Source organism: Bradyrhizobium sp. BR 1432 (genome assembly GCF_051547705.1).
Taxonomy (GTDB): Bacteria; Pseudomonadota; Alphaproteobacteria; order Rhizobiales; family Xanthobacteraceae; genus Bradyrhizobium; species Bradyrhizobium zhanjiangense.
The window spans coordinates 7,341,584-7,366,543 of sequence record NZ_JBPUGF010000003.1 but is presented as its reverse complement, the minus strand read 5'-3'; the positions used below and the strand labels follow the sequence as shown (position 1 = coordinate 7,366,543).

The window sequence follows — 24,960 nt, the reverse complement described above, 5'->3', positions numbered from 1 at the left end:
GTCATCTCCAGAACAGGATCTTTCGCTCGAGGAGGCCGACCAGGCCGAAGAAGGCGAGGCTCGCGGCGGAAGCCAAGAAGATCGCCGACCAGACCTGGACGAAGTCGATCTGGAGCACGGCCTGGTAGATCACCCAGCCGAGCCCGCCATGGGCGCCGAGCATTTCGGTGACGATCGCCACGATCACGCTGCGCACGGTGGAAACGCGCATGCCGGCGAGCAGGAGCGGCAGAGCGGTCGGCAGGCGCAATCGCCACAGCACGCTGAGGCGGCTCGCACCAAAACTCTTCATCAGGTCGACAGCGCGGCGATCGACCCGGTCGAGCCCGGCCAGCATCGACAGCAGGATGGTGAAGCTCACCGCCATCGCCACCATCACGATCTTCGAGCTGATTCCAATGCCGAACCAGAGCAGGATCAGCGGCGAATAGCCGACCACGGGCACCGAATTGATCGCGGTTGCAAGCGGCAGGATCGCGCTGCGCAATGCCGGCACCAGGGCGATCGCAACGGCAAGGCCGATGCCGATCAGGCAGCCGAGCCCGTAGCCTGCGAGTGCTTCGAGCAGTGTGTAGCCGGCAGCGTCGATAAGGATTGCGCGTTTGGACCAGAGACCGAGGAGGATGTCGCTCGCGGCGGGCAGGACATAGGCCGGCAGATGCAGTCCGCGCGCCACGCCCTCCCAGCACGCGATCAGGAGCACGGCGCCCAGAATGCCGCGCTGGACGGCGAGCGAGGGGGAGGCGAGCGCGCGGCTCATTGCTCGGCGTTCCAGAACACCAGCCGCCGCTCGACCGCCGCGACCACCGCATAGAAGCCGGTGCCGAGCAGGGCCGCGGCGAGCAGGGCGCCCCAGATCGCGACGACGTTCTCGGTGAACATGGCCTGGAGCAGCAGCACACCGAGGCCTGTGGTGTCGCCGAACCATTCGCCGACGATGGCGCCGACGAGGCTCAGTGACGCAGCGAGCCGCAGCGCCACGAAGATCTGCGGCAACGCGGTCGGCAGCTGCAACCGCAGCAGGAGCTGGCGGTTGGAGGCGCCGAAGCTGCGCATCAGCGCGACCTGCTTGGGATCGACGGTCTCGAGGCCCAGCAGCGTATTTACCGTCACCGGAAAGAAGGTCAGATAGAACGCAATGATCGCCTTGGCGAGCAGCGTGTTGCCGAACCACAGCACCACCAGCGCGCCGAAGGCGATGACCGGAATGGTCTGCGACACCACGAAGATCGGAAAGACCATCTCGCGCAGCGCGCGGACGCGGAAGAATACGATCCCCATGAGCACGCCGAAAGCGCAGCCGGACGCAAAGCCGATCAGCGTCTCCGCAAGCGTGCGTAGGAAACCGTCGACATAGGCGCGCGGTGTCGCCGCCATCGCCATCAGGATCGTGCTGAGGCGCGGCAGATAATAGGGGCGGATGCCGAACAGCAGCACCGCGCCTTCCCAGATCACCGCCGCAATGGCGAGGCCGAGCAGGAGCCGGATCAGCCTGCGCAGCGAATCCGGCATCGTGATCGGCCGCGTCGCGGCGGCGGCCTCACTGAGCGATGTCGCGGCAGGGCTGCTCACGGCAGCCTGTCCGCCACGGGGACGCTCTGGATGAAGCTTGCGTCATAGGCAGCGGCGAGATCGACCGGCTTGGAGATCACGCCGTACTTCAGGAAGAAGTCGTGCGCGGTCTTGACCGCGTCCGCGTCGATCCAGAACAGGCCGTTCTTCGCCGCCGCGCCTGATGTCATCAGGCGCTTCACCTCGCTGAGCATGAATTCCTGCTGCGCGCGGTCGAGCGTCGGGGCTGCGGCCATCACGGTGTCGACGGCGCCCTTGGGATCGGAGAAGGCGTCCTTCCAGCCCTTCAGCGAAGCGCGCAAAAACGCCTTGACCAGCTCCGGCTTCTCCTTGGCGGTCGCCTCGGCCACGATCAGCGTGTTGCGCGGGAAGGTGATGCCGTAATCTTCGGCGACGAAGGTCTTCAGGCTGTCCTTCGGCATGCGCGACTGGATGGTGTAGAACTCGTTGTAATAGGTCGCCGTGACCACATCGACGCTGCCGTCGACGAAAGGCGTCACCGACACCTGCTGCGGCTGGATCTTCAATTCATCCGGCTTGATGCCTTCCTTGGCCAGCATGCCGTTGAGCACGTGGTTGGCACCGGTGAACCAGGTGGTGACGGTCTTGCCCTTGAAGTCCTGGATCGTCTTCACCGGCCCGCCCTTGCGGGTGACGAAGATGAACGGCGTGATCTGGTGCGAGACGCCGATGCAGACGATCGGCAGTCCCTTGTCGCGCGCGGCGAACACGCTGTCGGTGCCGCCGGACAGGCCGAACGTGTCGGCGCCGGTCGCGACCAGGTTCTCGGTGAGCAGATTGGGCCCGCCGGGATTGATGGTGAGGTCGATGCCCTCGGCCTTGTAATAGCCCTTGGCTGCGGCGACATAGAAGCCGGCGAACTGCGCCTGCGGCAGCCATTTCAGGCGCAGGCTCGCCTTCTGCAACTCGGCTGCCGGCGCGGCCGTGACAAGCGAGCCGGTCGCCAGAGCGATGGCGGAGAGGACGGAGAAGGCGTGGCGTCGGCTCAACATGGTCATACTCCAGGCGATGAAAATCAATTGCGGTAAGAAGGATCGGTGCGATCGAGCTGTCGCATCAGCGCGGGCCATTCGCGTTCGCCGGGTACGAGAATGTCGCCCTGCAATTCCCAGAACTGGCGCGCGGCCTTCTCGCAGACCTCGTGTGGCGGCATCACCAGCGTGGCGCCAGCCGCGGCTGCCGCCTGCATCTGAAGCTGGATCCGCGCGGCGCGCTCGAAATAATAGAGCAGCATGAAGGCCTCGCCCGGCGTCCGGCCGACGGTGAGGATGCCATGGTTGCGCATCAGCATCACCTTGTGCGGGCCGAGGTCGCGCACGAGGCGTGTCTGCTCGTCGAGGTCGATGGCGACGCCTTCGTAGTCGTGGAAGGCCTGGCGGTCGTAGAAGCGCATCGCGAACTGGCTGAGCGGCAACAGGCCTTTCTCTTGCCCGGAGACCGCAACGCTTGCGTCCGAATGGGTGTGCAGCACGCAGGCCGCGTCGTGGTTCGACGTGTGGATCGCGGCATGGATCACGAACGCCGCAACGTTGACGGCGTGAGGCGTGTCGTCGAGCTTGTTGCCCTTGGTGTCGATCTTCACCAGGCTCGATGCCGTGATCTCGTCGAACAGCAGCCCATAGGGATTGATCAGGAACTGATCGTCATGGCCGGGCACGCGCAGGGAGATGTGGTTGTAGATCAGGTCGTCCATGCCGAGCCTGGCGACCATGCGATAGCAGGCCGCAAGCTTGATCCGGGCATCCCACTCGGCGGTTTCGATCCCGCGCGGCGCGGGCTCTTTCGCTGACATCGCGTTCACTGCGTCTTCTCCTGCGCGATGGAGGATTGGAACGATTTCATGCTTTCTTCCTCGATCGCATCGAGCAGCGTGCGCTTGAGGCGGACGAATTCGGGCGAGGTGACGATCTCGGGCCGGCGCGGGCGCGGGAGGTCGACGACCTGTTCGAGTTTCACCGAGCCGGGGCGCGCCGTCATGACCAGCACACGGTCGCCGAGGAAGATTGCCTCGTCGACGTCATGGGTAATGAAGAGAATGGTGCGGCGGTATTTCTGCCAGACATCGAGCAGCCAGCGCTGCATCATCGCCCGCGTCAGCGCATCGAGCGCGCCGAACGGCTCGTCCAGCAGCATCAGGTCGCGTTCGAACAGGAAGGTGCGCATTAGCGCAACGCGCTGGCGCATGCCGCCGGACAATTGATTGGGGTACTGCTTCTCGAAGCCGGCGAGGCCGAACTCGGGCAGCATCTTCAGCGCCTTGGCGCGCGCCTGGTCGCGCGGCATGCCTTCGATCTCGAGCGCGAGGATGGCATTGTCGACCACGTTGCGCCATGGAAACAGCAAGTCGCGCTGCGGCATGAAGGAGACGCGGCCGAGCAAGTCGGCCGAATGGCAGCTCTTGCCCTCAAAGCGCAGGATGCCGCCGGCATCGGGCTCATCGAGGCCGGCGACGATGTTGAAAAGGGTGCTCTTACCGCAGCCGCTGGGGCCGACGACGGTGACGAACTCGCCGGGCGCGGCGCTCGCCTGAAGTCCCGAGAGTGCCGCGACGGGGCCGAAGGTCTTGTTGACCGCGCGCAGTTCGAGCAGCGACTCAGGCTTCGGGTGAGCCTGCGGGGGTTCGGTCAGTCCGGGATTGGTAAGGCGGGCAGCCTGCACCGGGATGTCCTTGTATAATGGTGGCGGCCATTCGCATACGAGAGCGGACCGCGTCGAAATCTCTTAGCAACTCGTGTGCCAGTATGATTTTCCGGCAAATCAGGCATAAGACTTGCGAGAACCGCAGCGCAAATGTCGGAATTGCTCCGCATCTCCGACAGAAAACAGGTCGATTGGTTGGAATATGGGTGACGGTATGTATACTTGTATTGGTATTGGAGAAACATAATGGCGAGTATTGGTGCACATGGTGCAGGCAAGCGCGTCAAAAATGGGCACGAAACTCTCACCGCGAGCCCCGGCATGACGCTCGCCGAAAGCCTGCGCCAGAGGCTCGAGGGTGCGATCGCAGCCGGCCACCTGGAGCCGGGCAGCCGGCTCGATGAGCAGGAGATCGCCCAGCGCTTCGGCGTCTCGCGCACGCCGGTGCGAGAGGCGTTCCGCCTGATGGCTGCCAACAATCTGGTCGAGCTGCGCGGCCGGCAGGGTGCGACGGTCCGCAGCATCAAGGCGCAGGCGCTGATTGAGATGTTCCAGGTCATGGCCGAGCTCGAGGGGCTCTGCGCGCGGCTCGCCGCCCGGCGCGTCTCGCAGGTTTGGGGGGTAGAAATTGGCAAGATTCACCAACGGCTTGTGGCGGCAGGCGAGAGCGGCGACGTCGACCTCTTCTACGACATCAACCAGGACTTCCACGAAGCGATCTATGAGGCTTCGCGCAATACCTTCCTCGCCGAGCAGACCCGCAAGCTGCGCAATCAGGTGGCTGCCTATCGCCGCCGGGTCACGCGGATGCCGAACCGGATTACCGATACTGTCCGCGAGCACGAGGCGATCATGCAAGCGATCCTGGCGCACGACCCGGAGCGGGCGCACAGCGCCATGCGCGACCACGTCAACCTGCTGGGCGACAACCTGCTGGACTTCCTCGCCGCCTTCGAATGACCTAGGGGCCGCTTGGTATGCAAATTGCTAGACCTTGTATATCTAGCTTGCATCCTGGAGACCCGGAGTGGACCTGAAGCTGACGAACAAGACCGCGCTCATTACCGGTGCGTCGAAAGGAATTGGACTTGCGGTGGCCGAACTCTTCGCCGCGGAAGGGTGTCATCTGCATCTCGCCGCCCGCAACGGCGAGGCGATGCTGGAGGCGAAGAAGCAGCTCGAAGCCCGCCATGGCGTGAAGATCACGATCCATGCGCTCGATTTGTCGAGCACGGCTGCGATGGAAAGGCTCGCGGCCGAGGTCGGCGACATCGATATTCTCATCAATAATGCCGGCGACATCCCGGCCGGGTCGCTGGAAGTCCTCGACGATGCAGCCTGGCGACGCGGCTTCGATCTCAAGGTGTTCGGCTACATCACGCTGTCGCGTCTCTATTATCCGCGCATGAAGGGCAAGGACGGCGTCATCATCAACATCATCGGCAATTCCGGTGAGAACTGGGACGCGAGCTACATCGCGGGCTCGACCGGCAATGCGGCGCTGATGTCCTTCACCAAGGCGCTCGGCGGCCGCAGCCTCGATCACGGCGTGCGCGTCGTCGCGGTCAATCCGGGGCCGGTGGCCACCGACCGCATGCTCAAGATCATGAAGCGCAAGGCGATCGACATGCTCGGCGACGAAAGCCGCTGGGAAGAGCTGTTCGACAAATATCCGGGCAAGCGCCCGGCGACGTCGGAAGAGGTCGCCGATCTCGTCGCCTTCCTGTCCTCGCCGCGGTCCGGCTACATCACTGGGACGGTGGTGACGATCGACGGCGGCATCGCTGCGCGCGGCTCGGTGATCTGAGGCGTCGATGTCAGGAGCGCAATCGGCGGCGCTGGTCCGCAACCGCTATTTCGACGAGCTCTCGGCGACGCCGGGACTCTACTGGCTCGGCCAGAACACCAACCATATCGAGAGCCACCCCGCGGTGCGCGAGGCGATGCTACGCTCGATCGAGGTGGGCGAGTTCAACGCCTATGCCCCGCCGCTCGGCTTCGAGGCGTTGCGCGCGGCGATCGTCGCCGATCTCGGCACGCCCGGCGCCGAGGCGCTGGTAACCGAGGGCGGCGTCAACGCACTGGCGATGATCTGCCGCGCGCGCTGCAAGCCGGGCACCACGCTGGTCACGACCGATCCGACCTGGAAATGGCCGTGCCTGTTCGCGCGCCAGCAGGGCGCCGAAGTGATCGAGATTCCGATCTACGATCCCGCCTGCGACTACCGCCTGACGCCCGAAGCCTTGAAGGCGAATGTCGATGAGCGCACCGCGATCATTTATCTCGTCGACCCCAACAATCCGCTAGGCATTCGCTACACGCGAGAGGAGATCGAGAGTTTTGCCGCGATCGCGCGCGATTGCGGCGCGCTGCTGGTGCACGACTGCACCTATCGCGATTTCTCCGACGGCCACACGCCGGCGCTTCATGTGGCCCCGAAAGGCTCCGTCGTCTCGACCAGCTTCTCGAAATGGCTCGGGCTCGCCGGCCTGCGCATCGGTGCGCTCGTCGCCGCGCCCGATCTGTTCGAGGTGCTGGCCCAGACTTCGACCAGCGTGCTGGGCGCAAGCGTCATCGCCCAGCGCGCGGCGCAGGCGGGCTTGTCGGTCAAGGCCGAATGGATGAAGAAGGTCCGCAGCACCGACCGGGCCAACAAAGCGATGATCCAGGAGGCGGCGGCCGCGATCGACGGATTGGCGCTGCCGATCATGCCTTCGCATGGCAACTTCCTAGTGCTGGAAACCATCGCAGCCGGCATCCGCCCGGAGGCGCTGGTCGAATGCTTTCGCCGGCAGGGCATCATGATCCGCCAGGGCACCTATCACACCCAGCGCTTTGGCGACCGCTTCGTGAAGATCAGCACCTCGGTGCCGCAGGCGTGGGTCGAAAAACTCTGCACGCTGCTGCCGGAGATGGTGGCGCAAGCGCGCGAGCTCAACGACCTGCCGCCGCAATTCTAGGGACGATGCCGATGAAGATGATCACTGCGAAGGACGGCGTGAAGCTCCATGTGGAAGAGGCCGGCGAGGGCACGCCGATCCTCTTCATCCATGAATTCGGCGGTAATCACGCAAGCTGGGAGCCGCAACTGCGCTATTTTAGCCGTCGCCATCGCTGCATCACCTATGCCGCGCGAGGCTATCCGCCGTCGGACGTGCCTGACAGCGTGGAGGGCTATTCACAGGCGATCGCCGCGGACGACGCGGTCGCCGTGCTCGATGCGCTCGGTATAGAGAAGGCGCACATCGTTGGCCTTTCCATGGGCGGGTTCTGCACGGTGCATTTCGGCCTGCGCACGCCGGAGCGCGCGCTGTCACTCACCGTGGCCGGTGCAGGCTATGGCTGCGAGAAAGAGTTCGAGGAGTATTTTCGCGGCGTCTCGCGCGAAGTGGCTGACAATTTCGAGAAGCAGGGTGCGAAGGAGTTTTCGAAGATCTACGCGCTCGGTGCGAGCCGGGTGCAGTTCCAGAACAAGGATCCGCGCGGCTGGCAGGAATTCGCCGATCGCCTCGCCACCCATTCCGATCGCGGCGCTGCCAATACCATGCGTGGCGTGCAGGCGCGGCGGCCGTCGTTCTATGATCTCGAAGACGGTTTGAAAAAGATGATGGTGCCGACGCTGGTTATCGTCGGCGACGAGGACGACCACTGTCTCCAGCCCGGCATCTTCCTGAAGAAGACCATTCCCGCCTGCGGCCTCTCGGTCTTCCCCAAGACCGGCCACACGCTCAATCTCGAAGAGCCGGCGGCATTCAACACGCTGCTCGCCGAGTTCATCGCCCAGGTCGAGGCGGGACGCTGGCTGCCGCGCGATTCGCGCGCACTGCCGGGCCAGATCATGCGCACGAAGTAGTCGATGACGAGCCAGCCTCTGATCAACGCCAACCGGCTCTGGACCCGTTTGATGGCGCTCGCCGAGATCGGCGCGACGGCGGCCGGCGGGGTCAACCGCCAGGCGCTGAGCGACGGTGAGATCGCCGCCTGGCGCCTTGTCATCGGCTGGGCGCTCGAAGCGGGATTGACGCCGTCGACGGATGCTGCGGGAAACCTGTTCCTGACGCTGGCCGGCCGCCACCGCGCCGCACCGCCGCTTCTGTTCGGCAGTCATCTCGACAGCCAGCCGACAGGCGGGAAGTTCGACGGCGCCGCCGGCGTGATGGCGGCACTCGAAGCGGCGGTCTCGCTCGCTGAGCACGGCGAAAAGCCTGCGCGCGGTATCATCGTCGTCGCCTGGATGAACGAGGAAGGCTCACGCTTCGCCCCGGGCATGATGGGCTCGGAGGCCTTCACGGGTGAGCGCGACATGACGGTCATCCGCGCCGCGCGCGATACAGACGGCATCAGTGTCGGCGAGGCGCTCGACCGCCTTCACCAGGCTTTCCCTGATGTGCCGCACCGGCCGCTCGGCTTTGCTGCCGAGGCCTATCTCGAACTGCACATCGAGCAGGGACCGCTGCTGGAAGCGGCCGCCTGCACCATCGGAGTCGTTACCGGCATCCAAGGCAAGAAGACCTTTCAGGTGGTGGTCGAGGGCGCCGAAGGCCACGCCGGTACGCTGGCGCAGTCGGAGCGGCGCGATGCGCTCGCGGCCTTTGCTCGTGTGGCGGCTGCGCTCCATGCCGAGATCGGCGCCGTCGATGTCGACATCAAGTTCACCATCGGCCGGGTTGCTGTCGTGCCGAACGCGCCGTCGGTGGTGCCGTCGCGCGTCAGCTTCAGCATCGATCTGCGTCATCCCGATAATACGGTGCTCGATGCGGCTGGCGCGCGCATCACGGCTCTGTGCCAGGAGAATGCCCCGCCGTGCACGGTCACGGTGACGCCGCTCGTGGATGCGCCATCGAACGTCTTCGATCCGCGCCTGCGCGCGAGCATCGCGAAGGCAGCGCGGGAGCAGAGGCATTCCGCCATGGCGATTCTCTCCGCCGCCGGTCACGATGCCCGTCATCTCGCAAAAGTCTGTCCGGCCGCGATGATCTTCATCCCGTGCCGCGACGGGGCGAGCCATGTCGAGCACGAATGGGCCGAGCCCGATCACGTCGCTGCCGGCGCCGCCGTGCTGGCACAGGTGCTGCGCGAGCTCGCCCTCGCGCCTGCCATCGAGGTGTGAGGACATCGATGCTGGATGTGGCTCCTCGGGACTACCGTGACGCGATGGCCTGTCTCGGCGCGGCCGTCAACATCGTCACGACCGACGGTGCTGCGGGCCGCGCCGGATTCACGGCCTCCGCGATTTGCAGCGTTACAGATGATCCGCCGACGCTTCTGGTTTGCATCAATCGTTCCTCCTCGACCTATTCCAGCGTGACTCGCAACAAGGTGGTGTGCGTCAACGTGCTCTCGGCGAGGCACGAGCAACTGTCCCGCCTGTTCGGCGGAAGGTGCCTGCCGAGCAACGCTTCGCCGCCGCGGGTCTCACCGAAGCGCTACGAGTTCGCGCCGGAGCTGCGCATGATCGCCCATGGCTTCTTCCTGCTCGGGCTCGTGTTCTGGTTTCCCAGCGGGTTTTCGTCGAAACGAAGGACCAGAGAATCTTCTCTTCATCGCGACCGGTACATATGCCCTGCTGCGTTGATGAGCCGCCTGCCGAGATGAAGTGCAGAGAGTTGAGTCATTAGTGGCGCTTATACCGTGAATTGTTACTTCCAATTTTACTTCGCAAAATCCCGCCCCTAGCCTCACGCGCAACTGATCACATCCGCAGCCGGTCAATGGCGATCGGGGCGAGCGTTCATCGTAACCAATGGGGGTTGCCATGTCTGACAGGATTAAGGGGGCATCCACTTCCGATCCGGCGGGAACGGAAGCGAGATCTGCCAAAAAGCTGAGCCGGCGCACGCTGTTGAAGGGGGTAGCCGCAGTTGCGGGCGCGGCCGCGGGGTCGGACGCGATCCGTGGATTCCCGACCATCTGGGCGCAGGAGATCAAGGACATCGAGCTCCGCCATGTCGGCGTGTCCTATTCGGTGGTGAAGGCGATCGGCGACCAGGCCGCCAAGGATCTCGGCTTCAAGGTGACGATGCAGAACCTTGACACCTCCGCCGCCATCAACCGCTTCATAAGCCAGCCTAATACGGTCGATATCGCCGATCTCGAGGGCTGGCAGGCGAAACTCGCCGCCAAGCGCGGCGTGATCCAGGGCATCGAGGTCAAGAAGATCAAGGAGTTCGACAACATCCTGCCGATCTTCACCAAGGGTGAGATCGACGGCCACAAGATCCCGCGCCAGGGCATCTCGCCCTATGAAGCCATGTACATCGCCAAGCCCGATGCGACTGATCTCAACGACGGCGTCACCGAATGGGCGACCTTCCTGACGCAGGTCTACAACGCCGACTCCATCGGCTATCGCCCCGACCTCGTCGGCCATGAGGTGACCGAGTGGAAGGACCTGATCGATCCCAAGTTCAAGGGCAAGGCCGCTATCCTCGACGTGCCCGCGATCGGCATCATGGATGCGGCGCTCTGCTTCGAGAGCGCCGGGCTGATCAAGTACGGCAACAAGGGCAACATGACCAAGGAGGAAATCGACTTCACTTGCAACAAGCTGATCGAGCTGAAGAAGCAGGGCCAGTTCCGCGCGACCTGGACCACCTTCGACCAATCGGTGCAGCTGATGGCGGCGGGCGAGGTCATCATTCAGTCGATGTGGTCGCCGGCGGTCGCGGCGGTCCGCGTCAAGGAAATTCCCTGCGTCTACGCGCCCGTCAACGTCAAGAACGGCAAGGAAGGGTACCGCGGCTGGTGCAACGGCATGGGCCTGATGAAGCATCTCTCCGGCAAGAAATTGGATGCGGCCTATGAATATCTCAACTGGTACCTCTCGGGCTGGCAGGGCGGCTTCGTCGCGCGCTACGGCTATTACAGCCCGGTGCCCTCGACCGCGAAGAAATTCCTGACACCGGCGGAATGGGCGTTCTGGTACGAGGGCCAGCCCGCGCCAGAGGTGGTCAACGATCCCTACGGCGTTGCGATGGAGAAGGCCGGCACCAAGCGTGACGGCGGCTCGTTCCTCGACCGCGTCAAGAACATCTCCTGCTGGAACACGCTGATGGACGAGGCCGCCTACATGAACAAGCGCTGGAACGACTTCAAGGTGGCCTGAAACCTGCTTTCCCTGACGAAAGGCGCCGGCGCGGCGACGCGCCGGCGGGTGAGATTGACGTCGAGGCGTTCGCTGACATGCAGCCGAGTCCAACTCCATCGCGATCCAATCTGGCCGGCTGGCTCTACGTCTCGCCGCTCGTCCTGGTGCTCGTGCCCTTCTTCGTGGCGCCGATCCTTGTCGTGCTGGCCGCGAGCTTCTTCGCCACCGACGGCTTTGGCGGGCTGACGCCGGGCTTCACGCTGGCGAGCTACGTCGAGGTTCTGCACTCGGCGCTGACGCTGAAACTGTATCTGGCGACGATCAAGTTCACGGTGCTGACCTGGATCTTCACGCTGATCATCGGCTTCTTCGTCGCCTACTTCCTGGTGTTCCACGTCCGCAACCAGCTGCTCGCCATCGGCCTGTTCCTGTTGTGCACGGTGCCGTTCTGGACCTCGAACATCATCCGGATGATTTCCTGGATTCCACTTCTGGGAAAGGAAGGTCTGATCAACCAGGCGCTGCTTGGAATGGGCGTGATCCGCCAGCCACTGGACGTGCTGCTGTTCTCCGACCTCGCGGTGGTCATCGCCTATGTCCACCAGCTCACGATCTTCATGATCGTGCCGATCTTCAATTCGATGGCGCGGATCGACAAGAAGCTGATCGAGGCGGCGATCGACGCCGGCGCCAGCCGATTCGACATCATGCGCCTGATCGTGGTGCCGATGTCCAAGAGCGGCATCGCGCTCGGCACCATCTTCGTGGTCTCGATCGTGATGGGCGATTTCTTCGTGGTCAAGGTGATGTCCGGCGGTGGCTCCGCCTCGGTGGTCAGCGCGTTCTACGAGGACGTCGGCGTACTGCAATATCCGATCGCGGCCGCGAGCGCCGTGCTGCTGACGCTGGTGCTGATCGCAATCGTGTCGCTGATCCTGCGCACCGTCGATATCCGGCAGGAGATCACGCGATGAGCGCCGTTCTCGCCGACATGCCGGAGACGATCGCGCCTGCAACCAGCAGGGCGATCGCGCCGAGCAAGGGCGGGCGCCCTTGGACGTTCTACGTGTTGGCAGCGCTGTTCACGTTCTATGTACTCGCGCTCTACGGGCCGATGTTTTGCATCTATATCCTGTCGTTCCAGGACATCCGCGGCGGCCTCGTATTCCCGATGAAGGGCCATTCGATGCACTGGTTCGTCGATCTTTTCACCCAGGTGCGCACCGGCGACGTCAAGGGCTCGTTCGACCGCTCGATCAAGCTCGCGGTCATCGTCACCATCATCACGGTGGTGGTGTCGTTCCTCGCCGGCCTCGGCTTCCGCAAGCGCTTTCACGGCGACACGATCGTCTTCTACATGATGATCGGCAGCCTGGTTGCGCCCGGCCTCGTGCTCGGTCTCGGCACCGGCCTGCTGTTCCAGGCGCTCGGCCTGAATGCCAGCTGGTACACCTCGGCACTCGGCGCCCAGCTGTCCTGGACGCTGCCATTCGGCGTGCTCGTGATGTTCGCCGTGATGTCGCGCTTCAACCACGTCTGGGAGGAGGCGGCCTACGATCTCGGCGCCAGCCGCTGGCAGTCGATCCGGCTGGTGACGATCCCGGTGCTGGCGCCCGGCCTCGTTGCGGTCGCGCTGTTCGGCTTCACGCTGTCCTATGACGAATTCGCCCGCAGCCTTCAGACCGCGGGCTCGCTGAACACGCTGCCGCTGGAAATCTGGAGCATGACGCTGAACGTCACCTCGCCCTCGCTCTACGCGCTCGGCACGGTGACCACCATCGTCTCCTTCATCGTGATCGGTGCCAGCCTCGGCACCATCGTGCTGATCCAGAAGACGCGCGGCAGCCGGGCAAAGGGATAGGAATGAAGAACGATCGCGGCGATATCGAACTGGCGGGTGTCTGCAAGAGCTTCGACGGCGTCACCAATGTGGTCGACGGCGTCAATTTGAAGATCGCGGACGGCGCCTATTGCTGCTTCATCGGCCCCTCCGGCTGCGGCAAGACCACGATCCTGCGCATGATTGCAGGCCATGAGGACCCGACTGCGGGCGAGATCGCCATCGGCGGCCAGAGCGTCGTCGGGCTCGCGCCGGTGCAGCGGCGCACGGCGATGATGTTCCAGTCCTATGCGTTGTTCCCTCATCTGACCGTGCGGGAGAATATTGCCTTTGCCCTGCGCGCGCGCGGCATGTCCAAGGCTGATCGTCTGCGTGCGGCAGACGCGATGATCGAGAAGGTGCGGCTGACGCAATTCGCCGATCGCTTGCCGGCCCAGCTCTCCGGCGGCCAGCAACAACGGGTGGCGCTGGCGCGTGCGGCGATCACCGAGCCGCGCGTGCTGCTGCTCGACGAGCCGCTGTCGGCGCTCGATGAGCAGCTCCGCGTCCAGATGCGGCAGGAGCTCAGGCGGATGCAGCAGGAGCTCGGCATCACCTTCATCCACGTCACCCATACCCAGCTCGAGGCGATTGCGCTCGCCGACCTCGTCGTGGTGATGGAGCAAGGCAAGATCAAGCAAGCCGGACCGGCGCGTGAGGTCTACGCTCATCCGCACGACCGTTACGTCGCGGAGTTCATGGGTGGCCAGAACGTGCTGTCGGGCCGCGTCGAGAAGGTCAACGGCGCAAGCTTCACGCTCGCGCAGGCGACTCCCTCAGGCATCGAGGTGCCGCTTCAGGCGCGCCCGTCCGTCAGCGTCGGCGACAAGGTCGATATCGCGGTGCGCCGCGACGATGTCGCGCTGGTCAGGCCGGGCAGGGACTTGCCGCCGGGTTGCACCACGTCGCTGCCGAGCCGGGTGCTCGCGATCGAATACCAGGGCTATTTTGTCAAGGTCATGCTCGACACCGTGCCGGACGACGAGTTCGTCGCCTATGTGCCCGAGAAGACCTTCTTCGCAGATCCCTTCACCGTCGGCGATGTCGTGATGGCCACATGGGCCACCGGCAGCGCGCTTCCACTCGCCTAAAGACCCGTCGCGCACAGGAGTATGACCGTGCAAATATCCTTCACACTCAACGGACGGCCAACCACTGTCGATGTCGAGCCCGCAACGCTCGTCGCCGATTTCTTGCGCGAGCAGCTCAATCTCACCGGCACGCATATCGGCTGCGATACCAGCCAGTGCGGCGCCTGCGTGGTGCACCTCAATGGTCTTCCCGTTAAGAGCTGCACGTTGTTGGCGCCCGCGCTGGATGGCGCGACACTGCTCACGATCGAAGGTTTGCAAGGCGCGCCGGGCGCGAACCGGATGCATCCGATGCAAGAGGCGTTTCGCGAGCATCACGGCCTGCAATGCGGCTTCTGCACGCCGGGCATGCTGATGACGGCCGTGGCGCTCGCGACCGAGAAGCCGGACCTGACGGAGGCCGATGTCCGTCATGGCCTCGAAGGCAACATCTGCCGCTGCACCGGCTACCAGAACATCGTCGTCTCGGTCATGGCCGGCGCCGCCGCCATGAACGCCGCCAAGGGAGAGTGACCATGGGCAATGTGATCGGCATCGGCGCCGCACCGAAGCGGAAAGAGGACCAACGCTTTCTCACCGGCCGCGGCAATTACGTCTCCGACATCAAGCGCCCCGGCATGACGGCGGGCGTGTTCGTGCGCTCGCCGCACGGCCACGCGGTGCTGCGCGGCATCGACAAGAGCGCAGCGCTGGCTTCGCCCGGCGTCATCGCGGTGCTGACCGGCGACGATGTCGCCGACGATGGACTGGGTTCACTGCCCTGCGGTTGGGGCATCACGGACGCCAAGGGCGTGCCGATGAAGGAGCCGCCGTTCCCGATGCTGGCCCAGAACAAGGTGCGCTTCGCCGGCGACATGGTCGGTTTCGTCGTCGCGGAGACGCCGGAGCAGGCCAATGCGGCGGCTGAACTGCTGAAGGTCGACTACGAGGTGCTGCCCTCCGTCGTCGGCGTGCTCGAGGCGATCCGGCCGGACGCGCCGCAATTGTTCGACGACGTGCCGAACAACATTTGCTGCGACTGGGAGCTCGGTGACAAGGTCGCGGTCGAGGCTGCATTCAAGAAGGCGGCGCATGTCGCCAAGCTGAGCCTCGTCAACAACCGCCTGATCGGCAATCCCATGGAGCCGCGGGCGGCGATCGCCGAATATGAGCCGGGCACTGATCGCTTCACGCTGTGGACCACGAGCCAGTTCCCGCATGTCGTGCGCTTCCTGATGGGGGCGCTGGTGCTGAACATTCCCCAGCACAAGCTGCGCGTGGTCGCGCCCGATGTCGGCGGCGGGTTTGGCGTCAAGCAGTTCCATTACGGCGAGGAGGCCGTAGTCACATGGGCGGCCAAGCGCGTGAGGCGGCCGGTGAAATGGGTCGCGAGCCGATCGGAGGGCTACGTCTCAGATCGTCACGGCCGCGATCACGTCACCGAGGCCGAGCTCGCGCTCGACGAGACTGGAAAATTCCTCGCCTTCCGCGTCAACACGCTCGCCAATATGGGCGGCTATCTCTCGACCTTCGGACCAAACATCCCGACCAATCTTTATGGACCGCTGCTCGGCGGCGTCTACACCACGCCAGCGATCTACTGCAACGTGAAGGTGGTCTTCACCAACACCGTACCGGTCGACGCCTATCGTGGCGCAGGACGGCCCGAGGCGACCTTCGTGCTGGAGCGCATCGTCGACGTCGCGGCCAGCGAGATGGGGATTGACCGCGTGGAGATCCGCCGCCGCAACATGATCCCGAAGGAAGCCTATCCGTACCAGACGCCGGTGCTGGTGCAGTATCGATTCCGGCGATCCCATGGGCTGCCTCGACGGCGCCCTGGTCGCCGCCGAGGTCAAGAATTTTGGCGTACGCAAGGCGGCATCCGCCAGCAAGGGCAAGTTTCGCGGGCTGGTTACTCCACCTATGTCGAGGCTTGCGGCCTCGCGCCGTCGCGCTTCGCCGGACGGCTCGGTGCGCGCGGCGGTCTCTATGAGAGCGCCACGGTGCGTGTGCATCCGACCGGCCAGGTGACGGTCATGGTCGGCACGCACAATCACGGCCAGGGCCACGAGACGACCTTCGCGCAGATCGTTTCAGACAAGCTCGGCGTCGCGTTCGAGAATGTCGACATCGTGTTCGGCGACACCGACCGTGTGCAGTTCGGCATGGGCACCTACGGCTCGCGCTCACTGGTCGTCGGCGGCGCCGCCCTGTCGAAGGCGACCGACAAGGTGATCGTCAAGGGCAAGAAGATCGCCGCGCATCTGCTCGAAGCGTCCGAAGCCGATATCCACTTCGAGGCCGGCAAGTTTTCCGTCGCCGGCACGGACCGCATCAAGACCTTCGAGGAGATCGCAGGTGCGGCCTATGTGCCGCACAATTATCCGCTCGAGGTGCTGGAGCCGGGGCTGGAGGAGCAGGCCTATCACGACCCCGTCAACTTCACCTATCCCGGCGGTTGCCACATCGCCGAGGTCGAGGTCGATCCCGAGACCGGTACGGTGACGCTGGTGAACTACACCGCGGTCGACGACGTCGGCACGGTCATCAACCCGATGATCGTCGAGGGCCAGCTGCATGGCGGTATCGTGCAGGGTGTCGGCCAGGCGTTGTTCGAGAACGCGGTCTATGACGAAGGATCGGGCCAGCTGCTGTCGGGTTCGCTGATGGATTACTGCATGCCGCGCGCCGACCATTTGCCGATGATGAAGGTCGCGACGCATTCGACGCTCTGCACGCACACCCCGATGGGCGTAAAGGGCTGCGGCGAGGTCGGCACCATCGGATCGCCCGCCGCCGTCATCAATGCGGTGGTCGATGCACTCTCGCATCTCGGCGTCACCCATGTCGACATGCCGGCGACGCCGAACCGGATCTGGCGCCTGCTGCAAAACGCGTCGCTGCCGGTCGCGGCGGAATAGGGAGGACCAAAATGAAACCGTTTGCCTATCATCAGCCGGATCAGATTCCCGGCGCGGCGAAGCTCCTGTCCTCGATCGCGGACAGCAAGCTCGTTGCCGGCGGGATGACGCTGATCCCGACGCTGAAGCAACGGCTGGCCAATCCGCCTGCGCTGATCGATCTGTCGAAGCTCGGCTCGCTGAAGGGCATCACCGACGGCGGCGCGACCATCACGATTGGCGCGATGACCCCGCATGCGGTGGTCGCAGCGTCCAAGCTGGTACAGACGAAAATTCCGGGGCTGGCGGCGTTGGCCTCGATGATCGGCGATCCCGCCGTGCGCAGCCGCGGCACCATCGGCGGCTCGGTCGCCAACAATGATCCGGCGGCTGACTATCCCGCCGGCGTGCTCGGTCTCGGCGCGACCGTCATCACCAGCACGCGTGAGATCGCTGCCGACAAGTTCTTCCTCGGGCTGTTCGAGACGGCGCTTGAACCCGGCGAGATCATTACTGCCATCCGCTTTCCGGTGCCGCTCAAGGCAGGCTACGAAAAATTCAAAGCGCCGGCTTCGCGTTACGCGCTGGTCGGCGTGTTCGTCGCGAAATTTGCCGATGGCGTTCGCGTCGCCGTCACCGGCGCGGGGCCGGGCGTGTTCCGTGTGCCGCCGATGGAGGCGGCGCTGTCGGGCAATTTCGATCCCTCCGCGATCGCGGCGATCAAGATCGACAATGACGGCCTCACCTCCGACATCCATGCCGAAGCCGATTACCGGGCGCATCTCGTCACGGTGATGGCCAAGCGCGCCGTCGACGCGGCGCTCAGCTAATTCTTCAGGGTTGATGATGACTGATGGTCCCGGCCGAACGGCCTTCCCGCCGGCGCCGACTGATCTTGGCGCGCTCTCTGTTACCGAGATCATGGCCGGCTACCGGCGCAAGACGTTCACCCGCGCGATGTCGTCGACGACACCATCGCCGCGCTTCAGGCGACGAACGAGGCCTGCAACGCGGTGGTGACGCCGATGTACGAGCAGGCGAGGGCGGAGGCCGATCGTCTCACCCGGGAGATGCGGGCGGGGGAGGCCACGGGGCCACTTGCCGGCGTGCCTGTTACGATCAAGGATCTCGTCTTCGTCGCAGGCGTGCCGGCTTATGCCGGCTCGCCGATGAACAAGGCGTTCGTGCCCGATGTCGATGCTGCCGTGGTGTCGGCGCTGAAGGCTTCGGGCGCCATCATCACTTGCAAGACCACCACCTGCGAGTCCGGTTACAAGCTGACCGCGGACAGCCCGGTCACCGGCACGACGCGCAATCCTTGGAATCTCGGCCGCACCAGCGGCGGCTCGAGCGGCGGTGCGGCGGCGGGCGTGGCCGCCGGCTGCGGCCCGATCGCGATCGGCACCGACGGCGTCGGCTCGATCCGCGTGCCCTCGTCCTTCTGCGGCGTATTCGGCCTGAAGCCGACATTCGGCCTCGTGCCGCGCTCGCCCGGCTTCTCGCCGCCGTCCTGGGCTTCGCTCGCCCATACCGGACCGATCACGCGCACGGTGGCGGACGCCGCGCTCACGCTGGAGATTATTGCCGGCTATGATATGCGCGATGCCGCAAGCCTGCCGGTACCATCCCGCCGCTTCGACACCAACGCCGCGCCGTTGAACGGAATCCGCATCGGCGCCAGCGTCGATCTCGGCTACGGCGCCGTCAGTCCCGAAGTGAGAGCAGCGTTCAACAAGGCGCTTGCCATTCTCGATTCTTGCGGCGCGCAGGTGACCATGGATGGTCCGGGCCTCGACCCCGGTATTCTCGAACACACCTTGAAGCCGATCGCCTTCACCGAGCAGGCGGCGGCGGTCGCGACCAGGACCTCGGCCGAACTCGCGAGCTCCGAGGCCGACTATCGCGACGTCGTCAGCGCCGGTCGGCACTACAGCGGCACGGACTATATCGAGGCCGGCTACCGGCGCGGCCAGGCGCGCAATGCGTTCCTGAAGTTGTTCGAGCGCGTCGATGCGCTGGTGACCCCGACCGTCGCGGTGACCGCGTTCGAGGCTGGGCAGATCGGCGTCGGCTCGATCGACGGCCGCGAGGTGGACCCGCATCTTGGCTGGTCGCCCTTCACCTGGCCGATCAATCTCGCCGGCCTTCCGGCGGCAACGCTCCCCTGCGGCTTCGACAGCGACGGCATGCCGATTGGCCTCCAGATTGTCGCGACCTGGCTCGACGAGCCTACGATCTTCCGCATCGCCGCCGCGTTCGAGGCGGCGCAGCCCTGGGCGAAGTTCTGGCCGCAGCTGGCGCTGCGCCAGAAGGCGTGAGCTAGGACAGCTCGATCGGCGCCCCGCGGCCGCCGAGCTCTTCATCGAGCCGCAGATAGTGCGCGAGATAGTCGTGCAGCGCCGTCGCGGCCTTGGACGTTGCGCCGCTCGACTTGTAGAGCAAGAGCTCGATCTTCGGCAGCGGCGGTAGCCCCTCATTCGGCCCGATTTCGCGCATCGCCGGCACCAGCGCGCTGCGGCCCAGCACGGTCACGGCTATGCCCGCGAAGGCCGCGGCCTGAAGACCACCGACGCTTTCGCTGACGCAGGCGATGCGCCAGCGCAAATTCGCGCGCTCCAGCGTGTCGATGGCGTAGTCGCGATAGATGTTGCCGGGCGGCAAGAGCGCCAGCGGAATCGGGCGCTCCTGATGCGCGGCGGATTGCTCGCCGGTCATCCAGACCAGTTGCTCGCGCCGCACCACCTGGCCGCCGGTGAAATCGTTCATGCGCGTAACCAGCGCGATGTCGACGTCGCCGCGCTTGACGAGGCCGACTAGCGGTGTCGAGAGCGCGCAGTTGAGCTCGACCTGCACGCGCGGAAAGGATTTCCGGAACACGCTGAGGATCTGAGGCAGCATGAAAGCGGCATAGAGATCGGGCGTGCCGAGCACGACTTGGCCCTCGATCTCCTGTGACGCCAATTGCGAAATCAGCTCGTCATGCAACCTCAGGATGGATTTGGCGTAGGTTAGGACGATGGTGCCGTCGTCGGTCAGCGTCAGCCTGCGGCCGCCATGCTCGAACAATTGCTTTCCGGTCAGTTCCTCCAGCCGCTGCAATTGCAGAGTGATCGCCGGCTGCGTGCGGCCCAGCCGTCGCGCTGTCTCGGTGATGCTGCCGGTCTCGACCACCGAGATCAGCGACCGGAGCATGCGGATGTCGAGACTGATCAGGTTCATGCGGCGTCCATATCGCCCAGAATTTATGCAAAATCCATGCTAGCGCACGTAGCGTCGCGGTCATGGCGACGCAGCCGGACCCGCTTCAATCAGAGGAAGCTAGCCCATTCGCGACGACGTCATCAATCGCGACATCGAGACCGAGGCGCGGCGAGAGCGCGATGCGCTGACCGCTAATGTCGTCGGTCTGCGAGACGAAGGTGCAGGCGGCGTTCTCGGCTTGCGGCATGCCGAGCTGATCTGATCGGGCGCAATGGCGCTGCACAGATTTGCTGCATGGCGATATGAATTACAGCAGTCTGCGCTGCAATAACGCGCTTGACTTCGCTTTCGATCTCAACGACCGTGTCGTCCAAGCGTTGGGCAGCTCGGCCCGTCAACGCGACGAGTTCAAATCATTTCCAACACCACGCGCATCTCGCGTGTTCGGTTGGCGGCGAGGGCGCCCTCGGCTTAACGGCCGGCGGGCGCTTTTTTTGTTTTGGATCGAGTGATGGCGCGGACGCGATATCGTATCGGTGTGATGTTCTCGACCACGGGGTCGTACAGCGTCGTCGCACGTTCGATGCTCAATGGAGCGCTGCTCGCGTTCAATGAGATGAACGCCGGCTCCGACACGATTGCGCTTGAGCCGGTCGTGGTCGATCCCACCGGCGATCTCGCCCGGTACCGCTCGCTCAGCCGCGACCTGCTCAACTCCGGGATCCGTCACGTCGTCGGCTGCTACACCTCCTCGAGCCGGAAGGAGGTCATTCCCTGCTTCGAGAAGTTCGACGGCATGCTCTGGTATCCGTCGCACTACGAAGGTTTCGAGAGCTCCGACAACGTCGTCTATACGGGGGCCGCGCCAAATCAGCACGTCCTCCCGCTGGTTGACTATCTCGCCACGCGCGTCGGCAAGCGCGCCTTCTGCGTCGGCTCCAACTACATCTGGGCGTGGGAGAACAACCGCATCTTCCGCGAGGCGCTCGCCGCGCGTGGCGGCACCGTGCTCGCCGAGCGCTATCTCTCGGTCGGCGATACGGAGGTCGACCAGGTGATCGCGGCGATCATCGACCAGCGGCCCGACTTCGTCTTCAATAACTTGATTGGCACCAGCGCCTACGCCTTCTTTCGCGCGTTCCGCGCCGCCTGTCGCGCGCGTGGCATCGATCAGGCTGCGGAAATCCCGGTTGCCAGCTGCACGCTTTCGGAGCCGGAGTTGCCGGAGATCGGCCCTGATGCGGTCGATGGACATTTGTCGTCGAGCGTCTATTTCTCGTCGCTGAACTCCCCTGAAAATGCCGCCTTCATCGCAGCCTATACGCGATCCTTTCCGGAAGGGCCGGTGTCGTCGGCCGATGCCGAAGCTTCCTACATCGCCGTCAAGCTGCTCGCAGCGGCCTTATCGCAGGCCGGCAGCGACGACGCTCGCACGGTGCGGGCCGCGGTCGCCGACCAGCGGCTGCGCGCGCCGCAAGGGGAGGTCCGCATCGACCGGCAGACCTTTCACGCCTGGCTCACGCCGCGGATCGGCCGCTCGGCGGCCCACGGGCAGTTCGAAGTGCTGCTGGAATCGCGCGAGCCGATCGCGCCCGATCCATATCTCGTCCAGTCGTCGCCGCGCTTCGCCAGCGCGATGCGCTCTCCGCTGTTGAAGGTGGTGCAATCATGAGCTCCCGACTGCTACAGAACTTCAAGGGCGGCCGTGCCATCGTAGTCACCCGGCGAGGGGGATGGGAGAGCACGCTCGAAACCACGCTGGCCAAGCTCGGCGTCTCCACTGAATACCCTGAAATCATCGACGGCCAGGCCCAGATCGACGTTGTTGGCCTTCAGGCCGATCGCGACATCCTGTTCGTCGACGGCGATCTCGAAGGCGCGGTCGCGATCGAGGTCAACCCGGCTTCGCGGCTGCCGCCGGTTCCGGTGGTCGGTCTCGTCGGCGTCGAAGCGCCCAGCCGGCTGAAGGCGCTGGTCAATCTCGGTGCCACCTCGTTTCTGCGCAAACCGGTGCATGGCGGTGCGGTCTACACGTCCCTGTTCATGGGCATCAACCAGTTCCTGCTGCGCGCCGAAATGTATGAGCGCCTGCAAGGCCTCGAGGAGCGCCGCCGCGGCCGCCGGGCGGTGATCCGGGCGGTCATCCTGCTAATGCAGCAGGATGGCCTCGACGAGGAAGGTGCCTATTCCCAGCTCCGTCGCGACAGCATGCGCGCGCGGCAGAACATGGAACTCTATTGCGAGGAGTTTCTGAGCAAGCGGGCGAAGCCGCCCGACACGTCCGGCCGCACGACCGGCATTACGCTGCAAGGCGGTAAGAAGCAGGCCATCTAGGAGAAGCAAAATGAGCAAGTCTGTATTGCGGGGGCTGCGCGCCGCAGCCCTCACGGGGACGCTTGTCCTCGGATCATCCCTTGGATCACAATTGGCGCTCGCGGCGGAAAACCCGATCAAGCTCGGCGTTCTGGAGGATCAGTCTGGCGACTTCGCCGCGGCGACGATCGGCAAGGTTCACGCCATCCAGCTCGCCGCCGACGAGATCAACAAGGCAGGCGGCATCATGGGCCGGCCGCTGGAGCTCGTTGCCTACGACACCCAGTCCGACAACACCCGCTACCAGGAGTTCATGCGGCGCGTGCTCCAGCGCGACAAGGTCGACGTCGTGTTCGCGGGCTTCTCTTCGGCCTCGCGCGAGGCGTACCGCCCGATCGTCGACCAGTTCAACGGCTTCGCCTTCTACAACAACCAGTACGAAGGCGGCGTGTGCGACGGCCACATGATCGTGACCGGCGCCGTGCCGGAGCAGCAGTTCTCGACCCTCATTCCCTACATGATGGAGAAGTACGGCAAGAACGTCTACACGCTCGCAGCCGACTACAATTTCGGCCAGATCTCGGCGGAATGGGTGCGCAAGATCGTCAAGGAGAACGGCGGCAAGATGGCCGGCGAGGAGTTCATCCCGCTCGGCGTGTCGCAATTCTCCCAGAGTATCCAGAACATCCAGAAGGCCAAGCCGGACTTCGTGGTCACGCTGCTGGTCGGCACCGCGCAGGCCTCCTATTACGAGCAGGCGGCTTCCGCCAACGTCAACCTGCCGATGGCGTCCTCGGTGAACGTCGGGCAGGGCTACGAGCACAAGCGCTTCAAGCCGCCGAGCCTGAAGGACATGTATGTCACCACCAACTACATCGAGGAGATCGACTCGCCCAAGAGCAAGGAATTTTACGCCAAGTTCAAGGCGAAGTTCCCGAGCGAGCCGTATGTGAACCAGGAGGCGGAGAACTCCTATCTGGCGGTCTATCTCTACAAGCAGATGGTGGAGCGCGCGAAGTCGACCAAGCGCGAGGAGATCCGCAAGGTGATCGCGCTCGGCGACGTCTGCATGGACGCGCCGGAAGGCAAGGTCTGCATCGACCCTAAGAGCCAGCACATGTCGCACACGATCTATCTCGCCAAAGTCGGTGCCGATCACTCGATCTCGTTCCCGAAGACCTGGGAGGACATCAAGCCGTACTGGCTCGGTGAAGCCGGCTGCGATCTCACCAAGAAGGATCCGATGGCCCAGTACACGCCGTCGAATCCGCCGCCGAAACCCTGACCGGCGGCTGATCGCTCCGGCGCTCGCGGCGCGCCGGGGCGATTACGGATATCTGCGACGGCAACGCCGCATCCTCCCACTTCCTGGTTGATTCATGGACATCGCGACCCACGTATTCTCGGCGCTCTATCAATTCGGCGACGCCTTCGCGTTTCTGGTGCTTTCGGCCTGCGGGCTCGCGGTGATCTTCGGCATGATGGGCGTGATCAATCTTGCCCATGGCGAGTTCATCATGTGCGGCGCCTACGTCACGGCCGCGACTGTGCATGCCGGCCTGCCGCTCCCACTGGGAATACTTGCCGGCACTCTCGTCTCGGCGCTGGTCGGCGTCGTGGTGGAGCTCGCAGTGATCCGTCATCTCTACGACCGGCCGCTCGATACCATCGTCGCGACCTGGGGGCTCAGCTTGATTGCGACGCAGGGCACGCTGATCATGGTGGGCTCGACCATGGCAGGCGTCGGCACGCCGTTCGGCAGCTTCCAGGTCGGTGACTACTCCTATTCGATCTATCGCATCGTGCTGTTCTGTGCCGCACTCGGTGTGCTGGCGGGGCTCTATGCGCTGTTCAACTGGACGCGCTTCGGCGTGCTGGCACGTGCCACCATCCAGGTGCCGCATATGGCGGCCGCGCTCGGCGTCGATACGCGCCTGATCTACAGCCTCACCTTCGCCTGCGGCGCAGGGCTCGCCGGCCTTGCCGGCGGGCTCTACGCGCCGACCATGACGCTGGTGCCGACCATGGGCGCGACCTTCATCATGGAGGCCTTCGTTACCGTCGTGATCGGCGGCGCGGACGTCTTCCTCGGCACGGCGCCTGCGGGTGGCGTACTCGCGGTGGTGAAATCGGCGATGACGTCCTGGCAGGGGCAGCTGTTCGGTCAGATCGGTCTGCTGGTCGCCGTCATCATCGTGGTCCGGGTGCTGCCGAAGGGCATTTCCGGCTTCGTGCTGCGCGAGCGCACCTGACGGAGTGATGGCGTCGTGACCG

22 protein-coding genes and 3 pseudogenes are annotated in these 24,960 nt (G+C 64.6%); 18 read left to right on the top strand and 7 right to left on the bottom strand.

The features are described 5' to 3' along the window. Nucleotide 1: 1 nt before the first annotated feature. From ACSKB8_RS35875 to ACSKB8_RS35855, 5 genes are read right to left on the bottom strand one after another with little or no spacing between them, the layout of a single operon-like run. On the bottom strand, nucleotides 2–760 hold the full coding sequence (locus ACSKB8_RS35875; protein ID WP_438109243.1) for an ABC transporter permease: 759 nt from the start codon (nucleotides 758–760) through the stop codon (nucleotides 2–4). Further along, complete coding sequence (locus ACSKB8_RS35870; protein ID WP_438109241.1) at nucleotides 757–1,572, bottom strand: ABC transporter permease; 816 nt, start codon at nucleotides 1,570–1,572, stop codon at nucleotides 757–759. Before ACSKB8_RS35870 ends, ACSKB8_RS35875 begins: the two co-directional genes overlap by 4 nt. Then, entirely contained in the window at nucleotides 1,569–2,585 is a 1,017-nt protein-coding gene (locus tag ACSKB8_RS35865; protein WP_438109240.1) for an ABC transporter substrate-binding protein, read from the bottom strand. Before ACSKB8_RS35865 ends, ACSKB8_RS35870 begins: the two co-directional genes overlap by 4 nt. Nucleotides 2,586–2,608: 23 nt before the next feature. After that, entirely contained in the window at nucleotides 2,609–3,394 is a 786-nt protein-coding gene (locus tag ACSKB8_RS35860; RefSeq protein ID WP_438109239.1) for a class II aldolase/adducin family protein, read from the bottom strand. Further along, entirely contained in the window at nucleotides 3,391–4,251 is an 861-nt protein-coding gene (locus ACSKB8_RS35855) for an ABC transporter ATP-binding protein (protein WP_438109237.1), read from the bottom strand. The genes ACSKB8_RS35860 and ACSKB8_RS35855 overlap by 4 nt, the downstream gene beginning before the upstream one ends. Nucleotides 4,252–4,554: 303 nt before the next feature. Between ACSKB8_RS35855 and ACSKB8_RS35850 the strand changes: the two genes are divergently transcribed. The 14 genes and pseudogenes from ACSKB8_RS35850 (at nucleotide 4,555) to ACSKB8_RS35785 (ending at nucleotide 19,490) form a co-directional block, all read left to right on the top strand. Beyond that, nucleotides 4,555–5,193 (top strand): GntR family transcriptional regulator, encoded by a 639-nt coding sequence (locus tag ACSKB8_RS35850; RefSeq protein WP_438109235.1) that lies wholly within the window; start codon nucleotides 4,555–4,557, stop codon nucleotides 5,191–5,193. 67 nt (nucleotides 5,194–5,260) lie between these two features. Beyond that, entirely contained in the window at nucleotides 5,261–6,040 is a 780-nt protein-coding gene (locus ACSKB8_RS35845; protein WP_438109234.1) for an SDR family oxidoreductase, read from the top strand. Nucleotides 6,041–6,047: 7 nt separating this feature from the next. Beyond that, on the top strand, nucleotides 6,048–7,193 hold the full coding sequence (locus ACSKB8_RS35840; RefSeq protein ID WP_438109232.1) for a pyridoxal phosphate-dependent aminotransferase: 1,146 nt from the start codon (nucleotides 6,048–6,050) through the stop codon (nucleotides 7,191–7,193). Between the two features lie 11 nt (nucleotides 7,194–7,204). Beyond that, nucleotides 7,205–8,086, top strand: coding sequence for an alpha/beta fold hydrolase (locus ACSKB8_RS35835; protein WP_438109230.1), 882 nt, complete (start codon nucleotides 7,205–7,207; stop codon nucleotides 8,084–8,086). Nucleotides 8,087–8,089: 3 nt separating this feature from the next. Further along, the gene (locus ACSKB8_RS35830) at nucleotides 8,090–9,343 is read left to right on the top strand and encodes a Zn-dependent hydrolase (protein ID WP_438109228.1); all 1,254 of its coding nucleotides are present in this window, start codon (nucleotides 8,090–8,092) and stop codon (nucleotides 9,341–9,343) included. An 8-nt stretch (nucleotides 9,344–9,351) separates the two neighbouring features. Then, nucleotides 9,352–9,641: pseudogene (locus ACSKB8_RS35825) on the top strand (flavin reductase); the annotation flags it as partial. Nucleotides 9,642–9,988: 347 nt separating this feature from the next. Then, nucleotides 9,989–11,338 carry an ABC transporter substrate-binding protein gene (locus tag ACSKB8_RS35820; protein ID WP_438109226.1) on the top strand — a complete coding sequence of 450 codons (1,350 nt, stop codon included), beginning with the start codon at nucleotides 9,989–9,991 and terminating at the stop codon, nucleotides 11,336–11,338. Between the two features lie 77 nt (nucleotides 11,339–11,415). Further along, nucleotides 11,416–12,294 carry an ABC transporter permease gene (locus ACSKB8_RS35815; RefSeq protein WP_438109224.1) on the top strand — a complete coding sequence of 293 codons (879 nt, stop codon included), beginning with the start codon at nucleotides 11,416–11,418 and terminating at the stop codon, nucleotides 12,292–12,294. Next, nucleotides 12,291–13,181: an ABC transporter permease gene (locus ACSKB8_RS35810; RefSeq protein ID WP_438109222.1), complete on the top strand. Its 891-nt coding sequence runs from the start codon at nucleotides 12,291–12,293 to the stop codon at nucleotides 13,179–13,181. The genes ACSKB8_RS35815 and ACSKB8_RS35810 overlap by 4 nt, the downstream gene beginning before the upstream one ends. A 2-nt stretch (nucleotides 13,182–13,183) precedes the next feature. Continuing rightward, entirely contained in the window at nucleotides 13,184–14,290 is a 1,107-nt protein-coding gene (locus tag ACSKB8_RS35805) for an ABC transporter ATP-binding protein (RefSeq protein WP_438109220.1), read from the top strand. A 21-nt stretch (nucleotides 14,291–14,311) separates the two neighbouring features. Continuing rightward, complete coding sequence (locus ACSKB8_RS35800; RefSeq protein WP_438109218.1) at nucleotides 14,312–14,803, top strand: (2Fe-2S)-binding protein; 492 nt, start codon at nucleotides 14,312–14,314, stop codon at nucleotides 14,801–14,803. A 2-nt stretch (nucleotides 14,804–14,805) separates the two neighbouring features. Next, nucleotides 14,806–17,193 (top strand): annotated as a pseudogene (locus ACSKB8_RS35795) (xanthine dehydrogenase family protein molybdopterin-binding subunit). A gap of 11 nt (nucleotides 17,194–17,204) precedes the next feature. Continuing rightward, nucleotides 17,205–18,002 (top strand): FAD binding domain-containing protein, encoded by a 798-nt coding sequence (locus tag ACSKB8_RS35790; protein WP_438109217.1) that lies wholly within the window; start codon nucleotides 17,205–17,207, stop codon nucleotides 18,000–18,002. A 16-nt stretch (nucleotides 18,003–18,018) separates the two neighbouring features. Beyond that, nucleotides 18,019–19,490, top strand: a pseudogene (locus tag ACSKB8_RS35785) (amidase). Between the two features lies 1 nt (nucleotide 19,491). Here the strand turns inward: ACSKB8_RS35785 and ACSKB8_RS35780 are convergent. Together ACSKB8_RS35780 and ACSKB8_RS35775 are read right to left on the bottom strand one after the other, a co-directional pair. Beyond that, nucleotides 19,492–20,391, bottom strand: coding sequence for a LysR substrate-binding domain-containing protein (locus tag ACSKB8_RS35780; protein ID WP_438109216.1), 900 nt, complete (start codon nucleotides 20,389–20,391; stop codon nucleotides 19,492–19,494). 85 nt (nucleotides 20,392–20,476) lie between these two features. Then, nucleotides 20,477–20,620 (bottom strand): hypothetical protein, encoded by a 144-nt coding sequence (locus ACSKB8_RS35775; protein ID WP_176945635.1) that lies wholly within the window; start codon nucleotides 20,618–20,620, stop codon nucleotides 20,477–20,479. 264 nt (nucleotides 20,621–20,884) lie between these two features. Between ACSKB8_RS35775 and ACSKB8_RS35770 the strand changes: the two genes are divergently transcribed. The 4 genes from ACSKB8_RS35770 (at nucleotide 20,885) to ACSKB8_RS35755 (ending at nucleotide 24,938) form a co-directional block, all read left to right on the top strand. Beyond that, nucleotides 20,885–22,045, top strand: coding sequence for a transporter substrate-binding domain-containing protein (locus ACSKB8_RS35770; RefSeq protein ID WP_091888806.1), 1,161 nt, complete (start codon nucleotides 20,885–20,887; stop codon nucleotides 22,043–22,045). Further along, a complete protein-coding gene (locus tag ACSKB8_RS35765) occupies nucleotides 22,042–22,707 on the top strand; it encodes an ANTAR domain-containing response regulator (protein WP_091888804.1) in 666 nt (221 codons plus the stop codon). The genes ACSKB8_RS35770 and ACSKB8_RS35765 overlap by 4 nt, the downstream gene beginning before the upstream one ends. A gap of 10 nt (nucleotides 22,708–22,717) precedes the next feature. Further along, nucleotides 22,718–23,971 carry an urea ABC transporter substrate-binding protein gene (locus ACSKB8_RS35760; RefSeq protein ID WP_438109213.1) on the top strand — a complete coding sequence of 418 codons (1,254 nt, stop codon included), beginning with the start codon at nucleotides 22,718–22,720 and terminating at the stop codon, nucleotides 23,969–23,971. Nucleotides 23,972–24,065: 94 nt separating this feature from the next. After that, complete coding sequence (locus ACSKB8_RS35755; RefSeq protein WP_091888800.1) at nucleotides 24,066–24,938, top strand: ABC transporter permease subunit; 873 nt, start codon at nucleotides 24,066–24,068, stop codon at nucleotides 24,936–24,938. The last annotated feature ends 22 nt before the right edge of the window (nucleotides 24,939–24,960 follow it).

Coding starts and splice junctions, on each gene's coding strand:
- ACSKB8_RS35805 (WP_438109220.1), top strand. CDS start 13,184: ATGAAGAACGATCGCGGCGATATCGAACTGGCGGGTGTCTGCAAGAGC.
- ACSKB8_RS35835 (WP_438109230.1), top strand. CDS start 7,205: ATGAAGATGATCACTGCGAAGGACGGCGTGAAGCTCCATGTGGAAGAG.
- ACSKB8_RS35765 (WP_091888804.1), top strand. CDS start 22,042: ATGAGCTCCCGACTGCTACAGAACTTCAAGGGCGGCCGTGCCATCGTA.
- ACSKB8_RS35820 (WP_438109226.1), top strand. CDS start 9,989: ATGTCTGACAGGATTAAGGGGGCATCCACTTCCGATCCGGCGGGAACG.
- ACSKB8_RS35800 (WP_438109218.1), top strand. CDS start 14,312: ATGACCGTGCAAATATCCTTCACACTCAACGGACGGCCAACCACTGTC.
- ACSKB8_RS35780 (WP_438109216.1), bottom strand. CDS start 20,391: ATGAACCTGATCAGTCTCGACATCCGCATGCTCCGGTCGCTGATCTCG.
- ACSKB8_RS35875 (WP_438109243.1), bottom strand. CDS start 760: ATGAGCCGCGCGCTCGCCTCCCCCTCGCTCGCCGTCCAGCGCGGCATT.
- ACSKB8_RS35790 (WP_438109217.1), top strand. CDS start 17,205: ATGAAACCGTTTGCCTATCATCAGCCGGATCAGATTCCCGGCGCGGCG.
- ACSKB8_RS35850 (WP_438109235.1), top strand. CDS start 4,555: ATGACGCTCGCCGAAAGCCTGCGCCAGAGGCTCGAGGGTGCGATCGCA.
- ACSKB8_RS35760 (WP_438109213.1), top strand. CDS start 22,718: ATGAGCAAGTCTGTATTGCGGGGGCTGCGCGCCGCAGCCCTCACGGGG.
- ACSKB8_RS35815 (WP_438109224.1), top strand. CDS start 11,416: ATGCAGCCGAGTCCAACTCCATCGCGATCCAATCTGGCCGGCTGGCTC.
- ACSKB8_RS35775 (WP_176945635.1), bottom strand. CDS start 20,620: ATGCCGCAAGCCGAGAACGCCGCCTGCACCTTCGTCTCGCAGACCGAC.
- ACSKB8_RS35830 (WP_438109228.1), top strand. CDS start 8,090: ATGACGAGCCAGCCTCTGATCAACGCCAACCGGCTCTGGACCCGTTTG.
- ACSKB8_RS35840 (WP_438109232.1), top strand. CDS start 6,048: ATGTCAGGAGCGCAATCGGCGGCGCTGGTCCGCAACCGCTATTTCGAC.
- ACSKB8_RS35810 (WP_438109222.1), top strand. CDS start 12,291: ATGAGCGCCGTTCTCGCCGACATGCCGGAGACGATCGCGCCTGCAACC.
- ACSKB8_RS35770 (WP_091888806.1), top strand. CDS start 20,885: ATGGCGCGGACGCGATATCGTATCGGTGTGATGTTCTCGACCACGGGG.
- ACSKB8_RS35865 (WP_438109240.1), bottom strand. CDS start 2,585: ATGTTGAGCCGACGCCACGCCTTCTCCGTCCTCTCCGCCATCGCTCTG.
- ACSKB8_RS35755 (WP_091888800.1), top strand. CDS start 24,066: ATGGACATCGCGACCCACGTATTCTCGGCGCTCTATCAATTCGGCGAC.